Genomic DNA, 20,656 nt, shown 5'->3' with positions numbered 1-20,656 from the left:
AGCGATCACATATGGGATTTTTTCCATCGCCGGGACCCGGCGGAGGATTTCCGGGAGGGCCTGGCGTACCTGGTGGTCCAGGATTTCCAGGTGGTTTTCCAGGGGGAGGTCCTGGAGGATTCCCAGGTACTCCGGGAGGAGCACCGGGAGGCGTTCAGCCGCCAACCTCTCCACCACCACAATTTGTACCGCAAATGCAAGTCGGCACGTTTGCCATCGATCCGGGCGGAATTAGACGTTGCTTGTTCCGCAACACCTACGTTTGGCTGAACAATGGGGAGCAATTCTGGTTCTTCCCGGTATTCGTCGGGCGGAATTCGATTGCCGGATTCCGGTGGTTTGGTTTCTTCTGGGGATACTTCGGCATCGATTTGAATCGGATTCGCTCATTCACGTGCTTCTAAAGCAGACAGCGAAGGAGATAACCCACAAACGGCTCTCTTTCGCTTTTGCTTTTCCCTAGCTTGTCCACTTGAAAAAAGGACCTCCATCCCGCACCAACGCGGAAATGGAAGTCCTCATTGTTACGCACCTCACCAGAGCATTTGAACGACCAGGAACAGGTTCAAGCTAACGACCAAAGCGGAGATCATCCACCCCAGCGTTGTGGTCACCCGATGATTCACGAGGCCGCCCATAATTTTGCGGTTCGAGGTGAACAAAATCAAAGGAATCAAGGCAAAGGCAATCCCAAACGACAACACCACTTGGCTCATGACCAGGGCATTCGTCGGGTTCACGCCCGACACGATGATCGCCAGCGGCGGAATGGTGGTAATCGCCCGCCGCACGTACAGGTTAATTCGTTTGTTGATGAACCCCTGCATCACCACATCCCCGGCCATCGTACCCACCGAAGAACTCGAGAGGCCGGCAATCAGCAGTCCCAGTCCGAAAGAAATGGCGGTGAACGGTCCGGCGATCGTTCCGAATTGTTGGAAGGCGACGTCCAGATCTTCAACCACTAGACCATTTTTGAAGAGCAGCCCTGCGGAGACAACGACCATCGCCATATTCACGGCCCCGGCAATCAACATCGCCAACACGATATCGATGAATTCCAGTTTAAAAATTTTCTTCTTCTCGGCCTCATTGCGTCCCACAATCCGGTTTTGTGTTAACGAGGAGTGCAGATAAATCGCGTGAGGCATTACGGTGGCCCCTAAGATACCCGCAGCCAGCAGGACGCTGTCCACTCCGTCAAAGCGAGGAGTCACTAAGCCTGCGCCAACGGCAGCAAAATCCGGATTCGCCGCAATCACTTGAAAGGCAAAGGCCAAAACAACGATCAGCACCATCGCGGCGATTCCCGCCTCCAGTGCGCGATATCCCCGACGCTGCAGCTCCAAGATCGCAAAGGAGCCAATCGCGGTGATCACGGCAGCGGGCAGCATCGGAATGCCAAACAGCAGATAGAGCCCTAACGCCGCCCCGATAAATTCGGCCAGATCCGTAGCGATAATGACCAACTCGCTCTGAATCCACAGGAAGATCGACACGCCCTTCGGAAATCGATCGTGAGCAACCTCGGGCAAATTCTTGCCAGTGGCGATCCCTAGTTTCGCCGATAACGACTGAATCAGCACCGCCATCAAATTCGAAGCGAAAATCACCCATAACAATAGATACCCGTACTTCGATCCTGCGGTGATGTTCGTTGCAAAATTACCGGGATCGATATAAGCAACCGCAGCGATAAACGCAGGTCCAAGAAACGGAAGAAGCCGTTTCAGACCTTTCGTTCTGCCGTCCAATGCGGCATGTGCGGACGTTTTATGATCCAATCCATTGGATGTGACTGGAGTCGTTTGTTGCGCAATACTTTGTTCCATCATGAGAATCCCTCCCTTGCGCTTGCGCCCACTAAAGTTGTCTATATCCATTAAAGTTTCCTCAGTGCAACTTTATAGTTTTAGTATATGCCTCATTTTGAAAAATGTAAATCCATTTTCTTGCGAACTTGCAATCTCTCAATCGGGTAGGAGGCTACCCATTAATTGGGCAGCCGACCTCCCACACCACCGTACGTACCGTTCGGTATACGGCGGTTCCATTAGGAATGCGCAGTAACTTGTCGATAATAATCAGAAAAGAAAAGGAATCCGAGGTTCTTCAGCCTATTGTTACCGAGGGACTTCGAGAGGATTGGGCTATTGGAGATTCTCCAATAGCCCTTTCTTGTGTTTGCGTATTCCCACGCCTTCTGTTCATGAATTCCGAGCGATATAAGCCTTTCGAGTTTCGTCCTCACTCGTTTCCATTGCTTCCAGAAGACCATTCGGATACGCCTTCTCATCCATTTATCAGTGGTTTGGAGTAGTTGTTTCATGTCAGCAAGCTTGAAATAATTTACCCATCCCATGATGTAACGCCTAAGCTTCAGCGCCCGGTCGGTGTTGCCCATTCCGTTGCTTCTCGACGTTAGCTCTTTCACTTTAGCTTTCATCTTGGATACGGATTTGGGATGGATTCTGACCCGCGTTTCCCCTTTGCTCTGGTAGAATGAGAAGCCAAGAAATTTAACTTTTGTCGCATCGTCCACGATCGTTTTCTCCCGGTTTACCTTGAGAAACAACTTCTTCTCGATGTAAGGGAGAATTTTCGTCAGGGTACGCTCCGCACTCCTCCTGCTCCGGCAGAATATGAGCATATCGTCTGCGTATCCCACGAATCGATGTCCTCTTGCTTCCAGTTCCTTGTCCAATTCATTCAGCATGATATTGCTGAGAATCGGACTTAGGTTCCCTCCCTGCGGTACGCCGATTTCCGTGTCCTCAAACTTATGCTTCACGACGACTCCCGCCCGGAGATACTTATGGATGAGCGAGATCACTCGTCCGTCTTTGATCGTTCTTGAAAGCACTTCGATGAGCTTGCTTTGGTTGACGGTGTCAAAGTATTTCTCCAAGTCCATATCCACCACGTAACGATATCCCTCTTGCACGTATTGTTGGCTTCGTTTCATCGCGTGGTGTGCGCTCCGTTTGGGTCGGAATCCGTAGCTGTTGTCTGAAAACTGCCTCTCATAAATTGGCGTAAGCACTTGGGCGATTGCCTGCTGGATGACTCGGTCAACCACTGTTGGAATGCCAAGGTTTCTCTTCTTTCCGTTCTCTTTGGGAATCTCTACCCTTCGAACGGGATTCGGGCGGTACTTGCCGCCCAAGATCAGTTGCTTGATGGTCTCGCCATTGTCTCTGAGATATTGTAGAAGTTCATCTACTCCCATCCCGTCGATTCCGTGCGATCCCTTGTTCGCTTTGACTCTCTTGAATGCTTCGTTCAAGTTGTCCCTGCTAACGATTTTCTCAAGCAACCGGTCCTTCGACTCGGTTGCGTTGGTGTCGTCGGTTTCGGTTATCCTCGCAGGACTGTGCACTCCCGCATATCCTTCGTGTTCCGCACTATTCTTTTGCAGAGAGTCTTCCGTTGGAAGTTGGCTGCCCTTGGCTCCTGTTTCGGTAACTTTCATTGACTTCACCTCCTAAGGTTCAGCCCTTCCCTCGAACCGTCGACTGTTCGCAGTACTATGGCGTCTGCTGACTTCTCATGATAAATCTTGTTTCAACCGTGATTCGAAGTGCATCTCCTCACGTCCATGAGACCTCCCACGGTAAGACGATTCACTTTCCTTCCATATACCCACATCATTTACATTGGTACGTCCGTGTAGTTAATTGGACTTCGTCTTGTTTAGCAGACTCATCCCGTATCCTATGCCTGATGATGTTCGTGTTCCTTGGGCCGGAAGTTTGCCTCCAGCTTCCTTTGGATTCCACCTCGCGGTGGACACCCTTGCTCTTGGCTAGTGGTTGGTAACTACAAACCCCCACAGTGGACTTTCACCACCTAGTTAATCGCCATGCGTGGCACACCAAAAAAACAGACCCGCGATTCGCGGGTCCGTTCTGTTTTTCCGTATAACGATTATTCACCGATCTGAACTTTATAAGCGTCCAACTGCTTTTGCAGCTCGGCCAACACTTTATCGTATCCGGCCTGCTTCAGCTTGTTGCGGAACTCTTCAACCGCCTTCGCCGGGTCTCCGGCTTTCCCCATCACGATGGCCGGACCAAGCTCTCCGGTTACCTGCGAGATCGCGGTCAATTCAGCTTCTACCGGCGTTTTATCAAATACGAAGCGACCGTATACATATGGCTTCTTGATCTTATCGTATTCCGCATACAACGTCTCTTCGATCTGATCCCAGGTCGTTTCGCTGGGAATTTCAAACTTGTCGACACGGCCGCCCCAGAAATCTGAATAAAAGCCGTCTCTTGCGTCATCATAACCTTCAGGACGTGCACGTTTGCCATCTTTGATCACGTATTGTACGCCTTCGATCCCATAGTTGATCAGATGATAAATCTCTTCATTATTGCGAATCAGATCATAGGCCATCAGCGCGCGTTCCGGGTTTTTGCTGTGCGCCCCTACAGATGTACCGCCATGAGTAATCGACAGCTCCATAAGGTTGGTGCCGCGCGTCCGGGAGAATGGGAACATTTGCAGCTCCGAACCAGGTTGTGCTTTATCCATTTCGACGCGAAGTCCAGAGAACGTCTGTGTATGATGCTGATCAAGCCCCGACAAGCCGGCTTTCAGCGCATCGCGGTTGTTGTTCTTGTTATTCAGGGCGTCTTCACGCCAGAAGCCTTGATCCGCCCATCTTTTCATCATCGTGGCATAATCCAAGAACACGTCCTCGAAGATTGGACTTACAGCAGTAAATCGCTCTTCATAGGATTTAGCCGTAAATACGGGCAAGAAACCGGTCGAAATTGGAAGCTCCAGCTCATCCGTATACGATTGAACAAATCCACCCCAGGTTTGCGTGCCTGACGCTGCGTCCCACGGAATCACATCCGGTTTGTTGTCCTTAATGTACTGCAAGTATTTCTCGATGCCCTCCCAATCCTTGATCGGTTCGGTAATCCCGGCCTCCTTCGCCCAATCGCCGCGGTAGAAGAAACCGTGATTGACCCACTGCGTGTAATCGTTCTCCGGAATCAGGACGATTTTGCCGTTGTATTTACTTTCTTCCCAATCCTCTTCCGGGATTGATTTCCACGTTTCCGGCGCGTATTTCGGCAGGAGTTCATCCAGATTCATGAAGGCGCCGCGCTGCGCATTCCCCCAGGTGTCGAGCCAGTCGGTTCCGATCGTAATCAGATCAATCGGTTCCCCAGAGGCTAACGCCAGATTGTATTTGGTCTGCCAATCCGCCCATTCGATCCATTTCCATTCCAGCTCGGCGTTGATTTTTTCCTTCATGATTTTGTTGACTTCTGCAAGCACCTTTTCGAACTGACCGTTCTTTGGCTTATCCCCCAAAACGAGATAACTGATCTTCACGAACTTGGATGTGTCGATTCCCGTGTCCGTCTCTTGACCGGTGTTCACCGAATTCACCCCATTGTTTGCCGCATCGCTGCCCGCCCCTTTGTTGTTTGAGCCGCCGCCGCAGGACGCCAGCAGCAACACCAGCAGGCTCACCATGACCCAAATTGACGCCTTCTTCCATCGAACCATTCACACAAACCTCCTTCATCTATTTGAAATTGTGAAGCCTTAGCCTTTGACAGCGCCAACCGTGATGCCTTTGATAAAATAGCGCTGCACAAACGGATAAAATAAAATCACCGGGCCCGTCGCCACGATAGCCGTCGCCATCTTCATCGATTCGAGCGGCACATCGCGCAGCTCCACGTTCGAAGCCGCGGCCGAATTTCGGATGAAGTCCGCGCTGGTGATGACGTTATACAGGAACAGCTGCAGCGGGCGGTACTTCATGTCCGGCGATAAGAACAACATGGAGTTGTACCATTCATTCCAATACCCCAGGGCGATAAACAAGCCGATCGTGGCCAAGGCTGGTGTAGTCATAGGTAAGATTAGGCGGATAAAGATGGTGAAATCTCCGGCCCCGTCGATTTTGGCAGATTCCGTGATCGCGTGGGGAATGGAGCGAACGAAGCTTTTCATCATGATGATCAGGAATGGACTAAGCAGACCGGGCAGCAAGACGGCCAAGTAGTTATCCTTCAGGCCCAAATACTGTGTCACCAGCAGGTAAAACGGAACCAGCCCGCCACTGAACAAGGTCGTAAAGTAGATAAAGAAAGAGATGCGATTCCGGTAAGCAAAATCGGGCCGTTGCAGCGCATACCCCGTCATCGCCACCAAGAACAAACCCAGTGCGGTACCGCAGATTGTAATGCCGATGGTCACGAGATAGGAGCCAATGATGAGATCCGGATTTTCGAAGACGATTTTGTAAGCGAAGGTGCTGAATTCCCGGGGCCAGAAATTGAAGCCAAACCGTTTAATCGCCGCTTCCGACGTAAAGGATGTGCCAAGGACCAGCAGGAAGGGCAGCAAACAGCATAAGGCGAAGAAGCCGATAAACAGGTAGCCGACGATTTTGACGATAATGCCGCCTAGATCTGTGCGGATGCTTCGCGTTTCATGAGCGTCATCCATGCCTTGTACCTCCTAAAATAATGAGTTGTCGGGCGAAACCTTCTTGACCAGCCAGTTGGCGGTGATAACCACCACAAATCCAAAGACGGATTGATAGAGGCTGACGGCGCTCCCGATCGAGAAGTTGAAGTTGGTCATGAGGGCGCGGAACACATACGTTTCGATGATATCCGTCGTCGCGTACAGCGCGGTGTTGTTAGCTCCCACCAGGTTGAAGAATAAGCCGAAGTTCCCGCGCAATATCCCGCCAAGCGAAAACAGGAGCAAAATGATAAAGGTGGGCTTCAGCCAAGGGAGCACAATATAACGAATGCGCTGGAATGCGCCGGCCCCGTCGATTTCCGCCGCTTCGACAATTTCGTTATCCAGGCCCATAATGGCGGCGAAATATACGATCGATCCATACCCTGTCGATTGCCATAAGTACGTCAACACGATGATAAACGGCCAGATCGTGGCGTTCGAATACGTCTTCACCGGATCGAATCCCAGCGAAGTCAGGATGCTGTTGAGCAGACCGTAGTCGTAGCTCAGCACGTTGTAAGCGATCAGACCAATCAGGACCGCCGAAATAAAGTGCGGCAGGAACATCAAGGTTTGGGTTAGCTTTTTAAACCATTTGAGACGAAGTTCGTTCAGGAACACCGCAACGGTAATTTGCAAGACGTTCCCCAGCAGGATGAAGGCCAGATTATAAACCACCGTGTTAAAAGTCAGCCGCCACAAATCCCCCGTCATCACAAGGAATCGAAAGTTATCGAACCCCACGAACGGACTCTTAAAAATACCATCCGTGTAGTTGTACTTGATAAAAGCCAGATACAAGCCGGGCATCGGCAAATACGCGAAAATGATAAAGAAGATGATAGCCGGCAGACACATCAGCAACAGCGTTTTGTTGTTCCAAAACCGTTTGAACCACCCCTGCTGGCGCATCCGGTGAAGCTGCGGCCGTTGGCGTACCTTTGTTGGCGTCGTGATTTCCATAGGCCTCTCCCTTCTATACGGAAATAAACTCAAGCTTCTCTAAGCTGCCTGCAGCCTGTTCATCCACGGCCTCGAGAAAAATAGACAGCTGCGCTTGCCCCGCCTGAAACCATGGACCCGGCAAATAAAACGAGTCCGCGCTGCCGCCAGTCATCATCGGCCTTCCCGCACCTCCTGGCAGCCACAGCCTGCCGACGATCCGCTCCTCCATAAACACCGTAAGCTTTAATCCCGAGCCAGCGGCACGGACCCTCCAACCTTTGCCTTGTGCAGCGTTCGGAATTGGAGCGAATAACCATCCTGCCTCACCTGAGGTCAACGTCAGCGGCAATTCAAGCGGAATTGCAGCAACTTCATGCTCCGCCGCAGCCTTCAAATGAGCTTCCTCCGCCGCCTTGATCGTATACGCCGATGCTTCAACCCCTTCATAGACCAGCACTTGTCCGGCGCTTTGCCCCATCGTTCGTTCCAGGTAGACCTCAAGCTGCAGCTCCTGTCCTGGGGTGACATACGGCTTCAAATCGATAAAGGGGTCCAGCGGATGGATGGGACCGGCATCGATTCCGTTCACCCAAAGCCGCGCATGCCCTTGAAGGTTCCGAAAATGCAGCGTCCACGAATCCCCGCCAGCCCCAGGGATAAACGTTCTGCGGAAAAGATGCTGGGATAGATGATCCGCAGACAGCCAGCTTCCGAAGCTAACAACCGGCCATAATGCTTCGTCGATCTCTGTAAGAGTGCCTTGCCGCGAACGGTCGACCTTCGGATGCACGCGCCAGTTCGAGGTAATGTTGTGTACGGCGGTGATGGCCGTAATCCCTTTGATCCCTTTCAGGGAAGGCAAGCGAAGCGCTGGGAGCCGGATGTCATCGAAATTGCTGTGGCCCCAAATCTCCACACGCGCCTGAAGCTTCTTCACATCCGATCCGTTCACCGGAACAAACACGCTGGCTCCGCCGGGAGTAAAAGTGCCGAGGTACGCTCCGTCAGCATACAGCGAAACAACATCACTCGCTTGACGCACCAGAAATCCATGCAGCCGATGTTCAGCGGCGACTAGATTTGTCTCCGCCTCATACCAGGCGTATCCCCGGTAAACGCCGAGCCGTTCCAAAAATTCTGCCTCCGCCCCCTTCGTCTGTACCGTCGCAGCCTGGATTGGCGCCTTCCATCCCTCCCTCCCAACAAACCGCCAATCGGGTGCAGGCGTAGGGTCGGGGACATTCGAGACCGGTTGATCTGCGGTTAAGGTCACGGTCCCATCCAGGTGAATCGTTTCGGTCCGAAGCGCGTTGAGAAGGCTTGTGACAATAACCGTAAAGCGTCGCCCCTCCTTTAGTTCAAACCGACAAAACGCCGTCTCTGCTCCAGACAGTTGCAAGATAAACTGGCCTTCGCGATGGATGACCTGCATCCCCTCGGTAATCGGATCATGGGCAACTTCGACGGCTAAGGCAATCTCCCCGTTGTCCCCCTCCTTGTGAAACGCGAGAACCACTCCGTCCATCTGTTGTTCCACCATGTAAAGCTCCGCCGTAGAGGAAACAAGCTGTCCTGAAATTCCCCAGTTCGTTAGCGGCACTTTTGCCGGCAGCGCCAAGGATCTTGAAGCAGCTAAGGTCCATGTCCCGGTAGATGAAGCATGGCTGGCTTCCTCATTATGCAGGTGGATTTGCTTGGAGCGATCCTCACCGTTGGTCACAAAAATCAGCTCTCCACCGCCTTTCAAACGCAGCGCATACGGGCCAAACACTCCCTCCTTCTCGCCCGCAACAGACCATTTGCTCCCGGAATTCGGCTCAGATTCCGCAATCGCGCGGCCATAGGCACGAATGAACCTGGCGAGAAGCTTTGCTTCCTGCACTTCTTCACGGAGATGGCCTTCCGGCGAAATCATGCCTCCGAAATCATAATCCGAGGTCAAGAAAGCCAGCGGCCTTCCCCAGTTATTGATCGCATTGGTGAAGCCGAAATTGGTGCCAGACACCTGCAGATAAGGACCCAGCAGCTTGGCTCCAGCTGACAGCAATCTGCGCAGCAGGTAATGGCTCCGGTTCGTCTCGGTAACGAGCAGCGGAAGTCCCTGCCTGTGAAGCACCTCCCGATAATGCAGCACCTTGCGCTCGAAATCGGGATCCCGGTCATCCGGATAGAAGTTGCAGGTCGGCACGATACCTTCCGTTAACCCGGACGCCTGCACCAGGCCGCCTTGGCCGGCACAAGCGATCAGCGGGACGGATAAGCCATGCGTTGCAGCCATGTCTCGCAGCGCAGCCATATATCCTGCCGGGTTGGAGCAGTCATAGAAATCCAGTTCATTTTCAAGCTGAACGAAGATGACGCTGCCCCCACGCGTGACTTCATGACGATGAAGGATCGGCAGGATCTGCGCATACCACCGGGCCACATGCTGCAAGAACGCAGGGTCATTATCTCTAATCCGCAGAGCCGGCTCTTTGGCGTACAAATAGGCAGGCAAGCCGCCGCCGTCCCATTCAGAGCAAATATATGGTCCCGGGCGGGCGATCACCCATAATCCCGCTTCACTGGCGAGTCGCAGAAACGTATCTGCATCCCGCATCCCGGTGAAATCCCAGGTTCCTTCCTGGAGCTCATGAAAATTCCACGGGAAGTAGACATCGATGCAGTTGTAGCCTGCTTCTCTCACCTGCTGGAGCCGTTCCTGCCATAACTCGGGGGGAATCCGGAAATAAAAGAGCGAAGCACAAAGCAGAATCACGCTCTCCCCATGGATGTTGACAGCCTGGCCAGATAGACTTACAACGGATTCGGACTCTATACGCGTACTCATAGCGACCACTCCTAACGTCTGTATTATTAAACTTTAATGAATCCCATTTCATGAAACCCGTTACATTGTGGTCAATAAAATTATAGTGAAACGGGTTTCACTATGGAGCAAACGAAATGTTCAGTTGTTGTGCCAAGTGTTGTTCAGATGAATGCTTCTCTTCGGAGTTGATGAAAGAAGTAAAATTTCGTTGTGTTTGTGGAGGGTGAAATAAAGAAGAATTTACCTGCGAGTAAAATGTAAGGGCTTTCTTGCAGTTATTCTAGCCCAGCCAGATTTAAGTTGTCAATCCCTTTTTGCCGGAAGCGGGTCCGAAGCTCCTAACGCTAGTTAGTTTCCCCTGAAAAAGTCAGGGTGTTTTGAGCATAATTAAAAGGAATTCAGCACCTCAAAATGGAAATTGTTATTGACGAGATAACAAAGTTCCACACCCCGAGGGAAGAATTCCTTTGCTATAGGAGTTCAACAGAAGCCCTCGGGAATCCTTCCAAGAGGTGAAGAAAATGTTGAAACTTCGAGACGAGCAATTGACCATCTGGGATGCCATTCTCCCGGAATCTGTTAGAAAGTTGCCGGTCGAGCTTGCAATCATAGATCAATTACTGGACGACGACCGTTTTCTTCAACCGTTTACTGAGTTGCACCCGAAAGGCAAGAAAAGCGGCCGTCCTACGCTTGCAATTGAAAAGTACATCCGTCTTATGGTCCTGAAGCATAAATACAATTTGGGCTACGAGTCACTCGTGAAGGAAGTCGGTGACAGCATCACATGGCGAATGTTCTGCCGGTTTGCCATCGACGAACCGATGCCCGACCCGTCTACGCTCATCTATGCCCGCAAACGCTACGGCGACAAGATCGTCGAAGACATCAATGCCGCACTCGTAAAGCAGTGTGAGGAAAAAGCCGTTCTGAAAACCCGCAAATTGCGCACGGATACGACGGTTGTGGAATCCGACATCCATCACCCGACAGACGCTACGCTGTTGCAAGATGGCGTAAAAGTCATCACTCGAACGATTCAGAAAATCCGGAAAGTCGCCTCCCACACTGTTCAAGGCTTTGAAGATCGTACGGCAGAAATCAAGGAAAAGATTCTGTCCATCGCGAAAGTTCTACGTCGCCGCACCCGTGAATCTTGGGAAGAAGTTGACCGGATCACTGGGAGCGTAATCGAAGTAGCCGAGAACGTTGTGAACAAGGCGCAAGCCGTTATCGAGAAACTGCAAGACAAGGGCAAAGCTGCTCTTCGACAAAGTAAAACCAAACTGACCGAGGCGGTCACGCTAACCGGCAAGTTGTTGGAACAAGCCAAACAGGTCGTTTCCGGCAATCGAATCATCGCAGATCGGATCGTCAGTTTCTTTGACCCGGAAGCAAGACCGATTAAGAAAGGTAAGCTGGCCAAAGGAACTGAGTTCGGCTACAAGGTGCGAATCGACGAGACGGAAAGCGGCTTTGTGACCGGCTACGCTGTCTACGAGGGGAACCCCTCGGATGATGAACTGCTCGTTCCCGCTGTACAGGCGCATATCAAGCAATTCGGCAAAGCGCCGCAAGCTGTAGCGACCGACCGCGGTTTCTCAAGCAAGAAGAACGAAACGGCCATTACCGAACTTGGTGTGAAGCGAGCTAGCTTGCCGCGAAAGGGCAAAAAAGGCATTGCCCGATCCGAGTACGAAAACGAATTATGGTTCAAAGACTTGCAGCGTTACCGTGCAGCTGGAGAAGCGAAGATTAGTCTTCTCAAGCGGAAGTACGGTTTGAACCGCAGCAGGTATCGGGGCTTTGTCGGCTCAAAATGCTGGGTCGGCTTCGGGATTCTGACCCACAACCTGCAAAGAGCGGCAAAAATGCTCCAAAACTAACATGGAAACCGATCATTAGGGAAAGTTCCCCCTCACAACCCAGCCAGCAACCCGAAACTATTTTTGAAAATCGACTTTTTCAGGAGCAACTAGTTAAGAGCCGCAGTAGACTCGCGAATAACCAGCTCCGGCTTCAGCAAGGTCGTTTTGTTCACCTTCGACTTTGTGATCATTTGGTGCAGCACTTCCCCCGCAGTTCGGCCGAGCTCATGAGCATGCAGTGAAATGGTCGTCAGCTCCGGAATGCTATAGGAGGCAAACGGAGTATCATCATATCCGATAATCGAGAGGTCTTCGGGGACGCGCAGCCCAGCTTTGACGGCCGCCTTTAACACGCCGATCGCAACTAAATCGTTCAGACAAAAGATCGCCGTCGGGCGCTTAGGCAGCACCAACAATTGATTCATAAACGTCATGCCGCTGGCGACGGAAAAACCTCCATGCAGCACCCACTCCTTGCGCACTTCAAGGCCCGCCTGAACCATCTTCTTCGTAAAAGCGTTCGTCCGCTGCTGCGTGTTGGACATCTGACGGAATCCGCCCACAATCGCGATGTCGCGGTGCCCGAGCTCAATCAAATGCTGGGCCGCCAGCTCCGCTCCATACCGTTCGTCTACGGCCACTCGATTCAGGCCCGATTTAGGGAGTCGACCGTTGACAAGTAGAACGGGCAGCCTTTTGCCGATCTCGGCTACCTCCTCAATCAGTTGCATGTCAGGTTTGGCCAAATCAACCCGCCCCCCCATCATGACGATCCCGTCCACCTGCTTCTCTGCGAGCGCATTCAAATATTGCGATTCCCGGACATATTGCTCCGCGCTGTCCACACTGGCTGAGACCGTGTCGCACAGAAAGTAAGTATACCCCTGCTTGCGCGCTTCCAGATCAAACCCGGACAACACTTCTGGAAAAAACGGATTTGTAATATCCGGGAGAATAATGCCGATCATCCCCGTTTCCTTCTTCGACAAGCTTCGAGCCAGCGCATTGGGTTGAAACTGGTATTTGTTGATCAGCTCGTTGATGCGTTCCCGGGTCTCCTTTTTCACAGGTGCGGTATTGTTAAGGACGCGTGAGACGGTAGCAACGGATACATTAGCTTCTTTGGCGATATCGTAGACTGTAATCGGTTTCATAATTTCACCTGCCCCAAAATTAGTAGCCCAGATTACCCCCAGTATATCAATATTTCCAGCATTTGAGAATAGAACAAGCAGATACCGCCGCTCCCCGCCCAGATCCTCTTTTCCATGACAAAACAGGCCCCCTCCTTTTAAAGAAAGCCTGTTTCCTTTAGGATCGCGTTTGATCTTGCTCCGGATTTCTCTCTTCGGACTCGAAGGAGGTCACATCCGTTTGCTCCGGCATAAAGCCGGTCCGGAGATGCGGGCTCGTATCTTCGTAGATCGTGCGCGGATCCCCATCCGTTTCGATGTTTTCGTGCTTTTGGTTTGGCATACTCATATCCCCTTTTCGCTGAATAGCGTCTCCTGCAGCTACAATTTTCATGCAATTTCGATCAAACAGAGAGACGATCGATCTGAAGTTAGGCTATCTATAGGATATATTTGCTATATTTAACGGTCGACGCTTTTGTTTTGCAAATTTGACTCTAGGTTTACAGTTACCCCTATAGAACGAAGTCGAGACATCGGTTAATAAATATGTTTCAATCGATCCCTGTGAAGTTTTGTCGAAGCTATTGAAATATACAATAGAATATATTAAATATAGCTTGTAAACCTTTCCAATCACATCCATAACCATCAGGAGGTGGTATATCGAACGATCGAATCGGACAAGTCTTTCGCAACTTATTCTAAGAAGAGAGGTGTCGAAATGATGTTGCGCAAATGGATCACGCTCGGTTTAGCACTAGTATGTACGTTAACCATGCCGTTAGGAGCCTCCGCAGACAGCTCGATTTCAGCGGAACTAAACAAGAAGAGCGGCATCGTTTGGCCGAAGAATCAGGAGCTCCCTACCTTCGCCAAAGCCAAGCGCTTGGATGTGGCTCAAGTGTACGACAAGCCAGGGGACATCGAGCTTCTGCTGATAACACTTCAAGGGATCGTCAACCGCAAGGAACCCCGAATTTACGTGCAGCAAAATGAGAAAGATCCTTGGTTAAACGATATTAAGGTGCCTTATCGGATTCACGAAAATCCACTGGACATCGTCAAGGCGTATGCCCGGGAGGTCAAAGGCGTAATCGTCTATGATCCGGCCGTGCCTGATTCGATTAATGTGGCGACGACGCTTGCCGGTTTGAAGGACGCTGTCGTAGCAAGCCCCGAACTGGCCCAAGAACTAACTGCGGCGCCTTATCGCTTGCGTGTCGTTGAGGACCTGCAAGGGAAGTTCAAAGATCGGATGGAGGCTTACACTTGGCAATACGAGCATTTATGGAGTCAAACGACAAAACGGATGCTGGTCGGTCTCAGTCCGAATACGTCCATCCCGCTCCCTCCGGATAATTTCGCATCATTCAAGACAATTCTTACGGAACCGGAGCAAATCCGTGATGCCAGCAACCGGAGAACGTATGAACTGGATTTGACCGAGTTCCTAGGCGGAGAGGCTGTCTACCTGCGGTTCCAGGATGCTTACACCCAGGACGGCTGGGGTCCTGCCGTTCATGAGATCAGCGTATCGGCAGACGGTGAGGAGATCCTTCGCTTTGAAACCGGCACGCCGGAAGAAGAACCGTTTTTGTATGACCGTCACGGCTCCAAGTTTTTGCCGGGTGCGGACCACCGGTTTGCCGATAACGGCAACTATTTCGTCTACGAATTTATTCCACCGGCGGGAACCCAGCATTTAACCGTTAGCGTCGAAATGTGGAATCAATTTAAAGTTTCCGCCAGCAAAGTGAAGCCGCTCTCCTCTGAAACGAAGGAGCCGTTCGGCTACCTCCGCGATTACGCGGTAGCCAACAAAGCGATGGTGTTCTGGCTTTCCAGCGGAGTACCTGAACAAAGGGCGTTGTTCGAACGGATTTTAGCGGATGTAGAACCAGGAACACCGTATTTGGGTTGGTTTGATAATGATGTGGAAGGCGAAATCGCTGGGGTTGACCTGACCTCTAGTTATGGTGTTTACGTCCTGCCTTCCGACTGGTTCCATAATATGACGGTCATGGCGGGGACGAAAGCGAAGCCGGCCAAGCCGAACAAGCCGGTAACTCCGAAGTTGAACAACAAGATCTACGTGACCTTCACGTTTGGTGAGGGCGATAACCTGCAGTACGATCAAAATCATATGCGCAATCTTTGGGATGATCCTGCCCGCGGCCAAGTACCCATGAACTGGTCGGCTAGCCCGCTCCTCGTTGATGCGGCCCCTGCGATCTTAGACTATTACCAGTCCACCGCTACGAAAAATGACCTGCTGGTAGCCGGACCTTCAGGAGCCGGGTATTTCAGTCCGCAGGTTTGGCCGGAGGAGAGCTTTGCCCAATTCATGAAGGATTCCTACCCGTATTTGAAGAAATCCGGCATGTCGTATCCTTTTGTAATCAACCGTCAAGACGCCCGTGACGTTCCTCTCACCGGTTCCAAAGCAGAAGCCTATGTGAAATACTTGAAAGTACCAGGCCTGTTCCTTGGTGGCGGGAGCCAAAATTACGTAGAAATCGTCAACGGCAATTTACCCGTTTCTTATTTCAAAGGCACGACCACGGTCAGAGATGGTATCAACATTTTGAATGATGCGAAGGCTTCTTGGGACGGGAACTCGCCGATGTTTGTTTCCGTAGGGGTCAACGCTTGGAGCATGAGACCATCGGACGTTGTCGCGATCACACAAGCGCTGGGACCGGAATTTGAAGTTGTGTTAGCCGATACCTATTTTGCGCTGATTCGGGAAGCTTACAGCCTTCCAAAGAAACCTTAACCACATAAAACAAGGCGGGAATCCTCCAATGAGGAGTTCCTGCCTTGTTTTTGCTTAAGTGCTCCCTGTATTATAACGATTCCTTGATAACTCGTTTATAGTAAAGAACCGACAACAGCCCAAAAATCGAATACAGCGCGGTATAAATCAGCATGACCAAGATCATCGGGGTCCATAGCTCCGTCCCGAACAAGAACCAGCCGGAGCGAACCGCAAAATAACTATGCGACAAACCTACAACCAACGGGATACCAAAGTTAAACAACTGCTTGTATTGAATGCCCTGGAGCAGGTTGCCCGGCGTGAATCCCAGCTTGCGTAAGATGGTGTAACTTGGCTTCTCTTCTTCCCCTTCGCCCATTTGCTTGAAATACAGGATACAGCCTGAAGTGATCAGGAAGGTTAATCCCAGGAAACCAACGATAAACATGATCAACCCCATGTTGCTTCTTTGTTCCATAATGATTCTGATTTGCGACAACGCGCCTGGTTTCTTGTCGAAGCCCAACTCGTGATAGATCCGGTCCGCTTGTTGCTTCGAGTCGGGATTCGCAATATCGATCCCATAATAGACCCGGTAGGAACTCTGAAGTTCCCGATTCATATCCTGCATCAGTTGCTCGAAGTCGGCATGATCAAGGATGACCGACGGCAAACCCGAGGAAAAATGGATCGATACAATCGCATCCTTCATCGTATCGATCACGGTCACTGGAATGGACTGCGAGTTCCCCTTTATCGTCATATCCCCTTTGGACCGCAAGCCCATGAACTGCTCCAACAAATTGCTTGAACCAGCCAACAGCGCTTCTTTGGGACCCAAATCCATCCCAGCAACCTCTTGTTCATCCACAACAGCCAGTGTCGTCAGTTGGCTATTCTGCCCGCTTAGCGCAGATCCAATGAGGTTGGAGAGGTCAGCTTCGGCGATCACCACTTGGCGCTGAGTCTCTCGCGTCTCGATTCCGGCAGACTTTAATGCCTGCTCGAAAGCGTCCACGTCCTTGGAATCTAACAGAGTGAAATGATGGGGTACGGTTTGCTGAGCGGTTTTTTCCGTTGAGTAATAAGAAATGTAGCTTAGCGACAACAAACCGATGGCCAAAGCGGACACCGTCGTGATGATGGTCAGCAGCAATGCGTTAGATTTCATGCGGAACATGATCGAGGAGAGGGACAGCACCTCATTTAACGAGAGATATCCCCCTTTCGCCTTACGAACCAGATTGAAAATAAAACTAACCGAACCTTTATAGAACAGGTACGTGCCGACGATCACCGAACCTAGGATCCGAATCATGGCGAGGAAGAGCTCCCGCATTTCCGTGTAGTCGCCGCTGAACAGATCCGCCGAAATCCGGTAACCATAAAGGATCAGCCCGATTCCCAGAATGCCGATGACAATTTCGGATAAGGGCATTTTACGATACACATTCTCCGTAGTGGATGTCGCTCGGAACAGCGACAAAATGCTTTGTCGTTTGATGAACGTGTAGTTCATCAGCATAATTAGCAGGTAGATCGCCGCAAAGACCTCGACGGTCTGTATCAGCGCCTGCGAGGAGAAGCGCAGCGTTGCCGCAGCCTCAAGTCCAATGATCTGGAACAAGATCATCAGCAGCAGCCGGGAGCAGGAAAATCCAACGAAGATGCCGATCAGCATAGAGCCGAAATACAGAATCAGGTTTTCGCTGCTGAGAATACGAAAGATCTTCCCTTTCGTTAACCCGATTAATTGAAAGAGACCAATCTCCTTACTTCGCCGCTTAATAAAGATGGTATTAGCATACAGCAAAAAGATGGTCACAATTACGATGAGCAGCACCGATGCGGCTTTTAATCCGGCGGCCCCTTTTACGGACCCCTTTATTTCGTCCAAAGCCGGGTCATATTGCAAGGTGACAAATGCGAAGTAAAGCGCCACGCTGAAAATTAAGGCGAACACGTACAAGTAGTAGTTTTTTAGATTTTTCTTGAGATTGCGGTAAATCAGATGGGTCAGACTCATTCCTGCACCCCGCCCAATACGCCCTGCGCTTTGATGATGTCGTTGAAGAACGACTGTCGCGACTCGTCGCCTTTATTCAGCTGCGAATAAATTTGTCCATCCTTGATAAACACGACGCGACTGGTGTAGCTTGCCGCCACCGGATCATGGGTGACCATAATAATCGTTGCCGCGATTTTCCGGTTGAGCTCGCTCAGCTTATTTAGCAAATCGGAAGCTGATTTCGAATCCAGTGCGCCCGTCGGCTCATCGGCAAAAATAATGCTCGGATCGTGGATAAACGCCCGTGCGGCGGAAGTCCGCTGCTTTTGTCCCCCCGATATTTCATTGGGATACTTGTCTTTAATTTCGTAAATGCCAAGCTCGGTGGCGATCTCCTGAAACTTCAGGTCCGCCTCCTTGCGGGAGACGTTCTTGATCGAGAGCGGCAGCAGCACGTTTTCTTTGACCGTTAACGTATCCAGCAAATTGTATTCCTGAAAAATAAAGCCGAGATGGGATTTGCGGAATTCGGCCAACTCCTTCTCCTTCAGCCCCGTGAACTCTTTGCCTTCAATTTTAATGCTGCCGAGACTGACTTTATCGATCGAAGAAAGCACGTTTAATAAGGTCGTCTTGCCGGAGCCGGACGCCCCCATAATGCTAACGAACTCACCCTTCTCTACATTCAGGTCAATCCCTTTCAACACTTCCTGGCGATTAAATTTGTTGCCATAACTTTTATGAATTTTGCTGGCTTCAAGTATAGCCATGATTAATCACTCCTTTATCCTGCCCTTATCTTACCTTACCCGGGAGGGACAATTCCTGCGATTTCCCGAACAAAACAAACAGGCATGTGACAATGTTGTCACATGCCTAGCGTATGAACGTATGCATTACTTCTTGGGAAAAACAACGTAAAAGCGGTGCCCCCGCCGGGCTTCGAGTCGACCTTGATCCGGATTGACAGGGAATCCGCCGCTTTTTTCACCAAGTATAATCCCATGCCGGTAGCCGCATGATCCTCGTGGTTCCGCGTAGAGGTAAATCCTTTCTCGAAGATACGCGGCAGGTCCTTGGCATCGATCCCCCGCCCTTTGTCGCGGACGCTGAGCCAGGCCTGTCCTTCCGGCGAAATCCCTGATTCCACGCAGATATCGGAGGCTTCGCTATATTTCACCGCATTGGTTAGCAGTTGCCGAACGATAAACGCCAGCCATTTTGCATCCGACAGCACCTCTTGGACAGGCAGATGGACGTCAAAGCCGATGCCTTTTTGCAAACACCATGCTCTTAGCTCCCGGATCTCTTGAACCAGCAGCGGCTCCAGCTTCACCTGTTCGATGTAGAGATCGTTCTCGATAAACGGAATCCGCTTCTGGTGCAGCTGGCGGTCCAGCAGCAGGTGGATGCGCAGCCACTCCAGGTGAAGCTGCTCTTTGAGCGGCTCGTCGCCCATCCGATCGATCATCAGCCGCATGGCGGTGAGCGGTGTTTTCACCTCATGAATCCAGGCCATCAGCTCGTCCTTCTCCTCTTCCAGCTGGGCGACAAGCTGCGACGTTTCCTTGCGGAACTTGTCCGTTTGCTCGCTTAACCGGTCCATAACGATTCCCTCCAGCGGGCTTTCCGGCGCAGCGATCACGCTCAAATCGTACGTGTCATCCCAGGCGGCCAGGCTTTGATAAAACCGGCTTTCCTTCGGATACCGAATCAGTAGAAATGCCCCAAATCCCAAGATCGATAAGAAAACGATATACAGCATCGGCATAAACGGAATCGTCCGGTCGATGGCGGCGACGAAGAGGAGCAAGAGCTGCAGGCCGAAGACGAGCAAGATCCAGCTGAGGCGCTCACGCAAATATTTTCCGATCATAACACCTGAACCTCTTCGGTTGCCATATATCCTTGACCTACCTTTGTCTCGATATAAGCGTCCAGCCCGAGGTTCTCCAGCTTCTTGCGCAGCCGATTTACGTTGACCGTCAAAGTATTGTCGCTGACGAAATGCTCGTTATCCCATAAACTGCGGATCAGCTCCTCGCGGCTGACAATGCGATTCTTCTGCTCCACCAGCAGCTTGAGGATGAGCATCTCGTTTTTCGTTAACTCGATCGTCCCCTGCTCTGCCGTGACGGTGTTGCGCCCATATTCGATAGTCGCTCCGCGCCACGTCCGCAGCTCAACGCGTTCGGTATTATAATTGTAGACCCGGCGAAGCGTCGCCTGGATTTTAGCGATCAGCACTTCGAAATGGAACGGCTTCTGAACAAAATCATCCGCCCCTAGCTGCATAGACATCACCATATCGGCGGGATGGTCGCGGGAAGATAAGAAAATGATCGGCACGTTGGAACGGGCACGGATTTGTCGGCACCAATGAAACCCATCAAATTTGGGCAGCTGGATATCAATCAGAACCAGGTCCGGACGAACCGCCGTAAGCTCCTCCAGCACATTGCCGAAATCCCGAACGCCATGCACTCCATAAGACCATTGCTGCAGTCGTTCGCGGATTTCCTGAAATAAGGATGGATCGTCTTCGATTAACATGATTTGAAACAAGCAAATCACCACGTTATTAGAATTCTTACTTCATCCAGTTTACCGGATAACAAAGCG

15 protein-coding genes are annotated in these 20,656 nt (G+C 51.2%); 3 read left to right on the top strand and 12 right to left on the bottom strand.

What is annotated here, in order from left to right; translation table 11 throughout:
* Positions 1-11 precede the first annotated feature (11 nt).
* Positions 12-404 carry a hypothetical protein gene (locus NSQ80_RS10440; protein ID WP_036643827.1) on the top strand — a complete coding sequence of 131 codons (393 nt, stop codon included), beginning with the start codon at positions 12-14 and terminating at the stop codon, positions 402-404.
* A 129-nt stretch (positions 405-533) separates the two neighbouring features.
* Here the strand turns inward: NSQ80_RS10440 and NSQ80_RS10435 are convergent, their stop codons facing one another.
* From NSQ80_RS10435 to NSQ80_RS10410, 6 genes are all read right to left on the bottom strand, one after another.
* Positions 534-1,835: an Nramp family divalent metal transporter gene (locus NSQ80_RS10435; protein WP_339302137.1), complete on the bottom strand. Its 1,302-nt coding sequence runs from the start codon at positions 1,833-1,835 to the stop codon at positions 534-536.
* Positions 1,836-2,053: 218 nt separating this feature from the next.
* The gene (ltrA, locus tag NSQ80_RS10430) at positions 2,054-3,472 is read right to left on the bottom strand and encodes a group II intron reverse transcriptase/maturase (RefSeq protein WP_339301504.1); all 1,419 of its coding nucleotides are present in this window, start codon (positions 3,470-3,472) and stop codon (positions 2,054-2,056) included.
* Positions 3,473-3,927: 455 nt separating this feature from the next.
* Positions 3,928-5,532, bottom strand: coding sequence for a DUF3502 domain-containing protein (locus NSQ80_RS10425; protein WP_009223303.1), 1,605 nt, complete (start codon positions 5,530-5,532; stop codon positions 3,928-3,930).
* 39 nt (positions 5,533-5,571) lie between these two features.
* Positions 5,572-6,483 carry a carbohydrate ABC transporter permease gene (locus tag NSQ80_RS10420; RefSeq protein ID WP_009223302.1) on the bottom strand — a complete coding sequence of 304 codons (912 nt, stop codon included), beginning with the start codon at positions 6,481-6,483 and terminating at the stop codon, positions 5,572-5,574.
* Positions 6,484-6,495: 12 nt separating this feature from the next.
* The gene (locus NSQ80_RS10415; RefSeq protein WP_036644015.1) at positions 6,496-7,419 is read right to left on the bottom strand and encodes an ABC transporter permease subunit; all 924 of its coding nucleotides are present in this window, start codon (positions 7,417-7,419) and stop codon (positions 6,496-6,498) included.
* Positions 7,420-7,483: 64 nt separating this feature from the next.
* Positions 7,484-10,282 (bottom strand): beta-galactosidase, encoded by a 2,799-nt coding sequence (locus NSQ80_RS10410; RefSeq protein WP_009223300.1) that lies wholly within the window; start codon positions 10,280-10,282, stop codon positions 7,484-7,486.
* A 503-nt stretch (positions 10,283-10,785) separates the two neighbouring features.
* Between NSQ80_RS10410 and NSQ80_RS10405 the strand changes: the two genes are divergently transcribed.
* Positions 10,786-12,150, top strand: coding sequence for an ISNCY family transposase (locus NSQ80_RS10405; RefSeq protein ID WP_019007868.1), 1,365 nt, complete (start codon positions 10,786-10,788; stop codon positions 12,148-12,150).
* A gap of 89 nt (positions 12,151-12,239) precedes the next feature.
* Here the strand turns inward: NSQ80_RS10405 and NSQ80_RS10400 are convergent, their stop codons facing one another.
* Positions 12,240-13,286, bottom strand: a complete 1,047-nt coding sequence (locus tag NSQ80_RS10400; protein WP_339302136.1) for a LacI family DNA-binding transcriptional regulator — start codon at positions 13,284-13,286, stop codon at positions 12,240-12,242.
* A gap of 157 nt (positions 13,287-13,443) precedes the next feature.
* Positions 13,444-13,608, bottom strand: coding sequence for a hypothetical protein (locus tag NSQ80_RS10395; RefSeq protein ID WP_198136140.1), 165 nt, complete (start codon positions 13,606-13,608; stop codon positions 13,444-13,446).
* Between the two features lie 381 nt (positions 13,609-13,989).
* Between NSQ80_RS10395 and NSQ80_RS10390 the strand changes: the two genes are divergently transcribed.
* Entirely contained in the window at positions 13,990-16,044 is a 2,055-nt protein-coding gene (locus NSQ80_RS10390) for a GxGYxYP domain-containing protein (RefSeq protein WP_339302135.1), read from the top strand.
* 70 nt (positions 16,045-16,114) lie between these two features.
* On the opposite strand, the gene NSQ80_RS10385 is transcribed toward NSQ80_RS10390, so the two are convergent.
* The 4 genes from NSQ80_RS10385 to NSQ80_RS10370 all read right to left on the bottom strand — a co-directional run bounded on the left by NSQ80_RS10385 (position 16,115) and on the right by NSQ80_RS10370 (position 20,599).
* Positions 16,115-18,052 carry an ABC transporter permease gene (locus tag NSQ80_RS10385; RefSeq protein ID WP_260071761.1) on the bottom strand — a complete coding sequence of 646 codons (1,938 nt, stop codon included), beginning with the start codon at positions 18,050-18,052 and terminating at the stop codon, positions 16,115-16,117.
* The gene (locus NSQ80_RS10380) at positions 18,049-18,804 is read right to left on the bottom strand and encodes an ABC transporter ATP-binding protein (RefSeq protein ID WP_028537661.1); all 756 of its coding nucleotides are present in this window, start codon (positions 18,802-18,804) and stop codon (positions 18,049-18,051) included. The genes NSQ80_RS10385 and NSQ80_RS10380 overlap by 4 nt, the downstream gene beginning before the upstream one ends.
* A gap of 98 nt (positions 18,805-18,902) precedes the next feature.
* Positions 18,903-19,910 (bottom strand): sensor histidine kinase, encoded by a 1,008-nt coding sequence (locus NSQ80_RS10375; protein WP_009223294.1) that lies wholly within the window; start codon positions 19,908-19,910, stop codon positions 18,903-18,905.
* Positions 19,907-20,599 (bottom strand): response regulator transcription factor, encoded by a 693-nt coding sequence (locus NSQ80_RS10370; protein ID WP_036644006.1) that lies wholly within the window; start codon positions 20,597-20,599, stop codon positions 19,907-19,909. The genes NSQ80_RS10375 and NSQ80_RS10370 overlap by 4 nt, the downstream gene beginning before the upstream one ends.
* Between the last annotated feature and the right edge of the window lie 57 nt (positions 20,600-20,656).

Source organism: Paenibacillus sp. FSL K6-2441 (assembly GCF_037964765.1).
Lineage (GTDB): Bacteria > Bacillota > Bacilli > Paenibacillales > Paenibacillaceae > Fontibacillus > Fontibacillus phoenicis.
The sequence above is the reverse complement of the archived record's forward strand: the minus strand, read 5'-3'. Positions and strand labels throughout refer to the sequence as shown.

Excerpts from the sequence above, each read along its gene's own strand:
- NSQ80_RS10440 (WP_036643827.1), top strand. The coding sequence starts at position 12 with ATGGGATTTTTTCCATCGCCGGGACCCGGCGGAGGATTTCCGGGAGGG.
- NSQ80_RS10435 (WP_339302137.1), bottom strand. The coding sequence starts at position 1,835 with ATGATGGAACAAAGTATTGCGCAACAAACGACTCCAGTCACATCCAAT.
- ltrA (WP_339301504.1), bottom strand. The coding sequence starts at position 3,472 with ATGAAAGTTACCGAAACAGGAGCCAAGGGCAGCCAACTTCCAACGGAA.
- NSQ80_RS10425 (WP_009223303.1), bottom strand. The coding sequence starts at position 5,532 with ATGGTTCGATGGAAGAAGGCGTCAATTTGGGTCATGGTGAGCCTGCTG.
- NSQ80_RS10420 (WP_009223302.1), bottom strand. The coding sequence starts at position 6,483 with ATGGATGACGCTCATGAAACGCGAAGCATCCGCACAGATCTAGGCGGC.
- NSQ80_RS10415 (WP_036644015.1), bottom strand. The coding sequence starts at position 7,419 with ATGCGCCAGCAGGGGTGGTTCAAACGGTTTTGGAACAACAAAACGCTG.
- NSQ80_RS10410 (WP_009223300.1), bottom strand. The coding sequence starts at position 10,282 with ATGAGTACGCGTATAGAGTCCGAATCCGTTGTAAGTCTATCTGGCCAG.
- NSQ80_RS10405 (WP_019007868.1), top strand. The coding sequence starts at position 10,786 with ATGTTGAAACTTCGAGACGAGCAATTGACCATCTGGGATGCCATTCTC.
- NSQ80_RS10400 (WP_339302136.1), bottom strand. The coding sequence starts at position 13,286 with ATGAAACCGATTACAGTCTACGATATCGCCAAAGAAGCTAATGTATCC.
- NSQ80_RS10395 (WP_198136140.1), bottom strand. The coding sequence starts at position 13,608 with ATGCCAAACCAAAAGCACGAAAACATCGAAACGGATGGGGATCCGCGC.
- NSQ80_RS10390 (WP_339302135.1), top strand. The coding sequence starts at position 13,990 with ATGATGTTGCGCAAATGGATCACGCTCGGTTTAGCACTAGTATGTACG.
- NSQ80_RS10385 (WP_260071761.1), bottom strand. The coding sequence starts at position 18,052 with ATGAGTCTGACCCATCTGATTTACCGCAATCTCAAGAAAAATCTAAAA.
- NSQ80_RS10380 (WP_028537661.1), bottom strand. The coding sequence starts at position 18,804 with ATGGCTATACTTGAAGCCAGCAAAATTCATAAAAGTTATGGCAACAAA.
- NSQ80_RS10375 (WP_009223294.1), bottom strand. The coding sequence starts at position 19,910 with ATGATCGGAAAATATTTGCGTGAGCGCCTCAGCTGGATCTTGCTCGTC.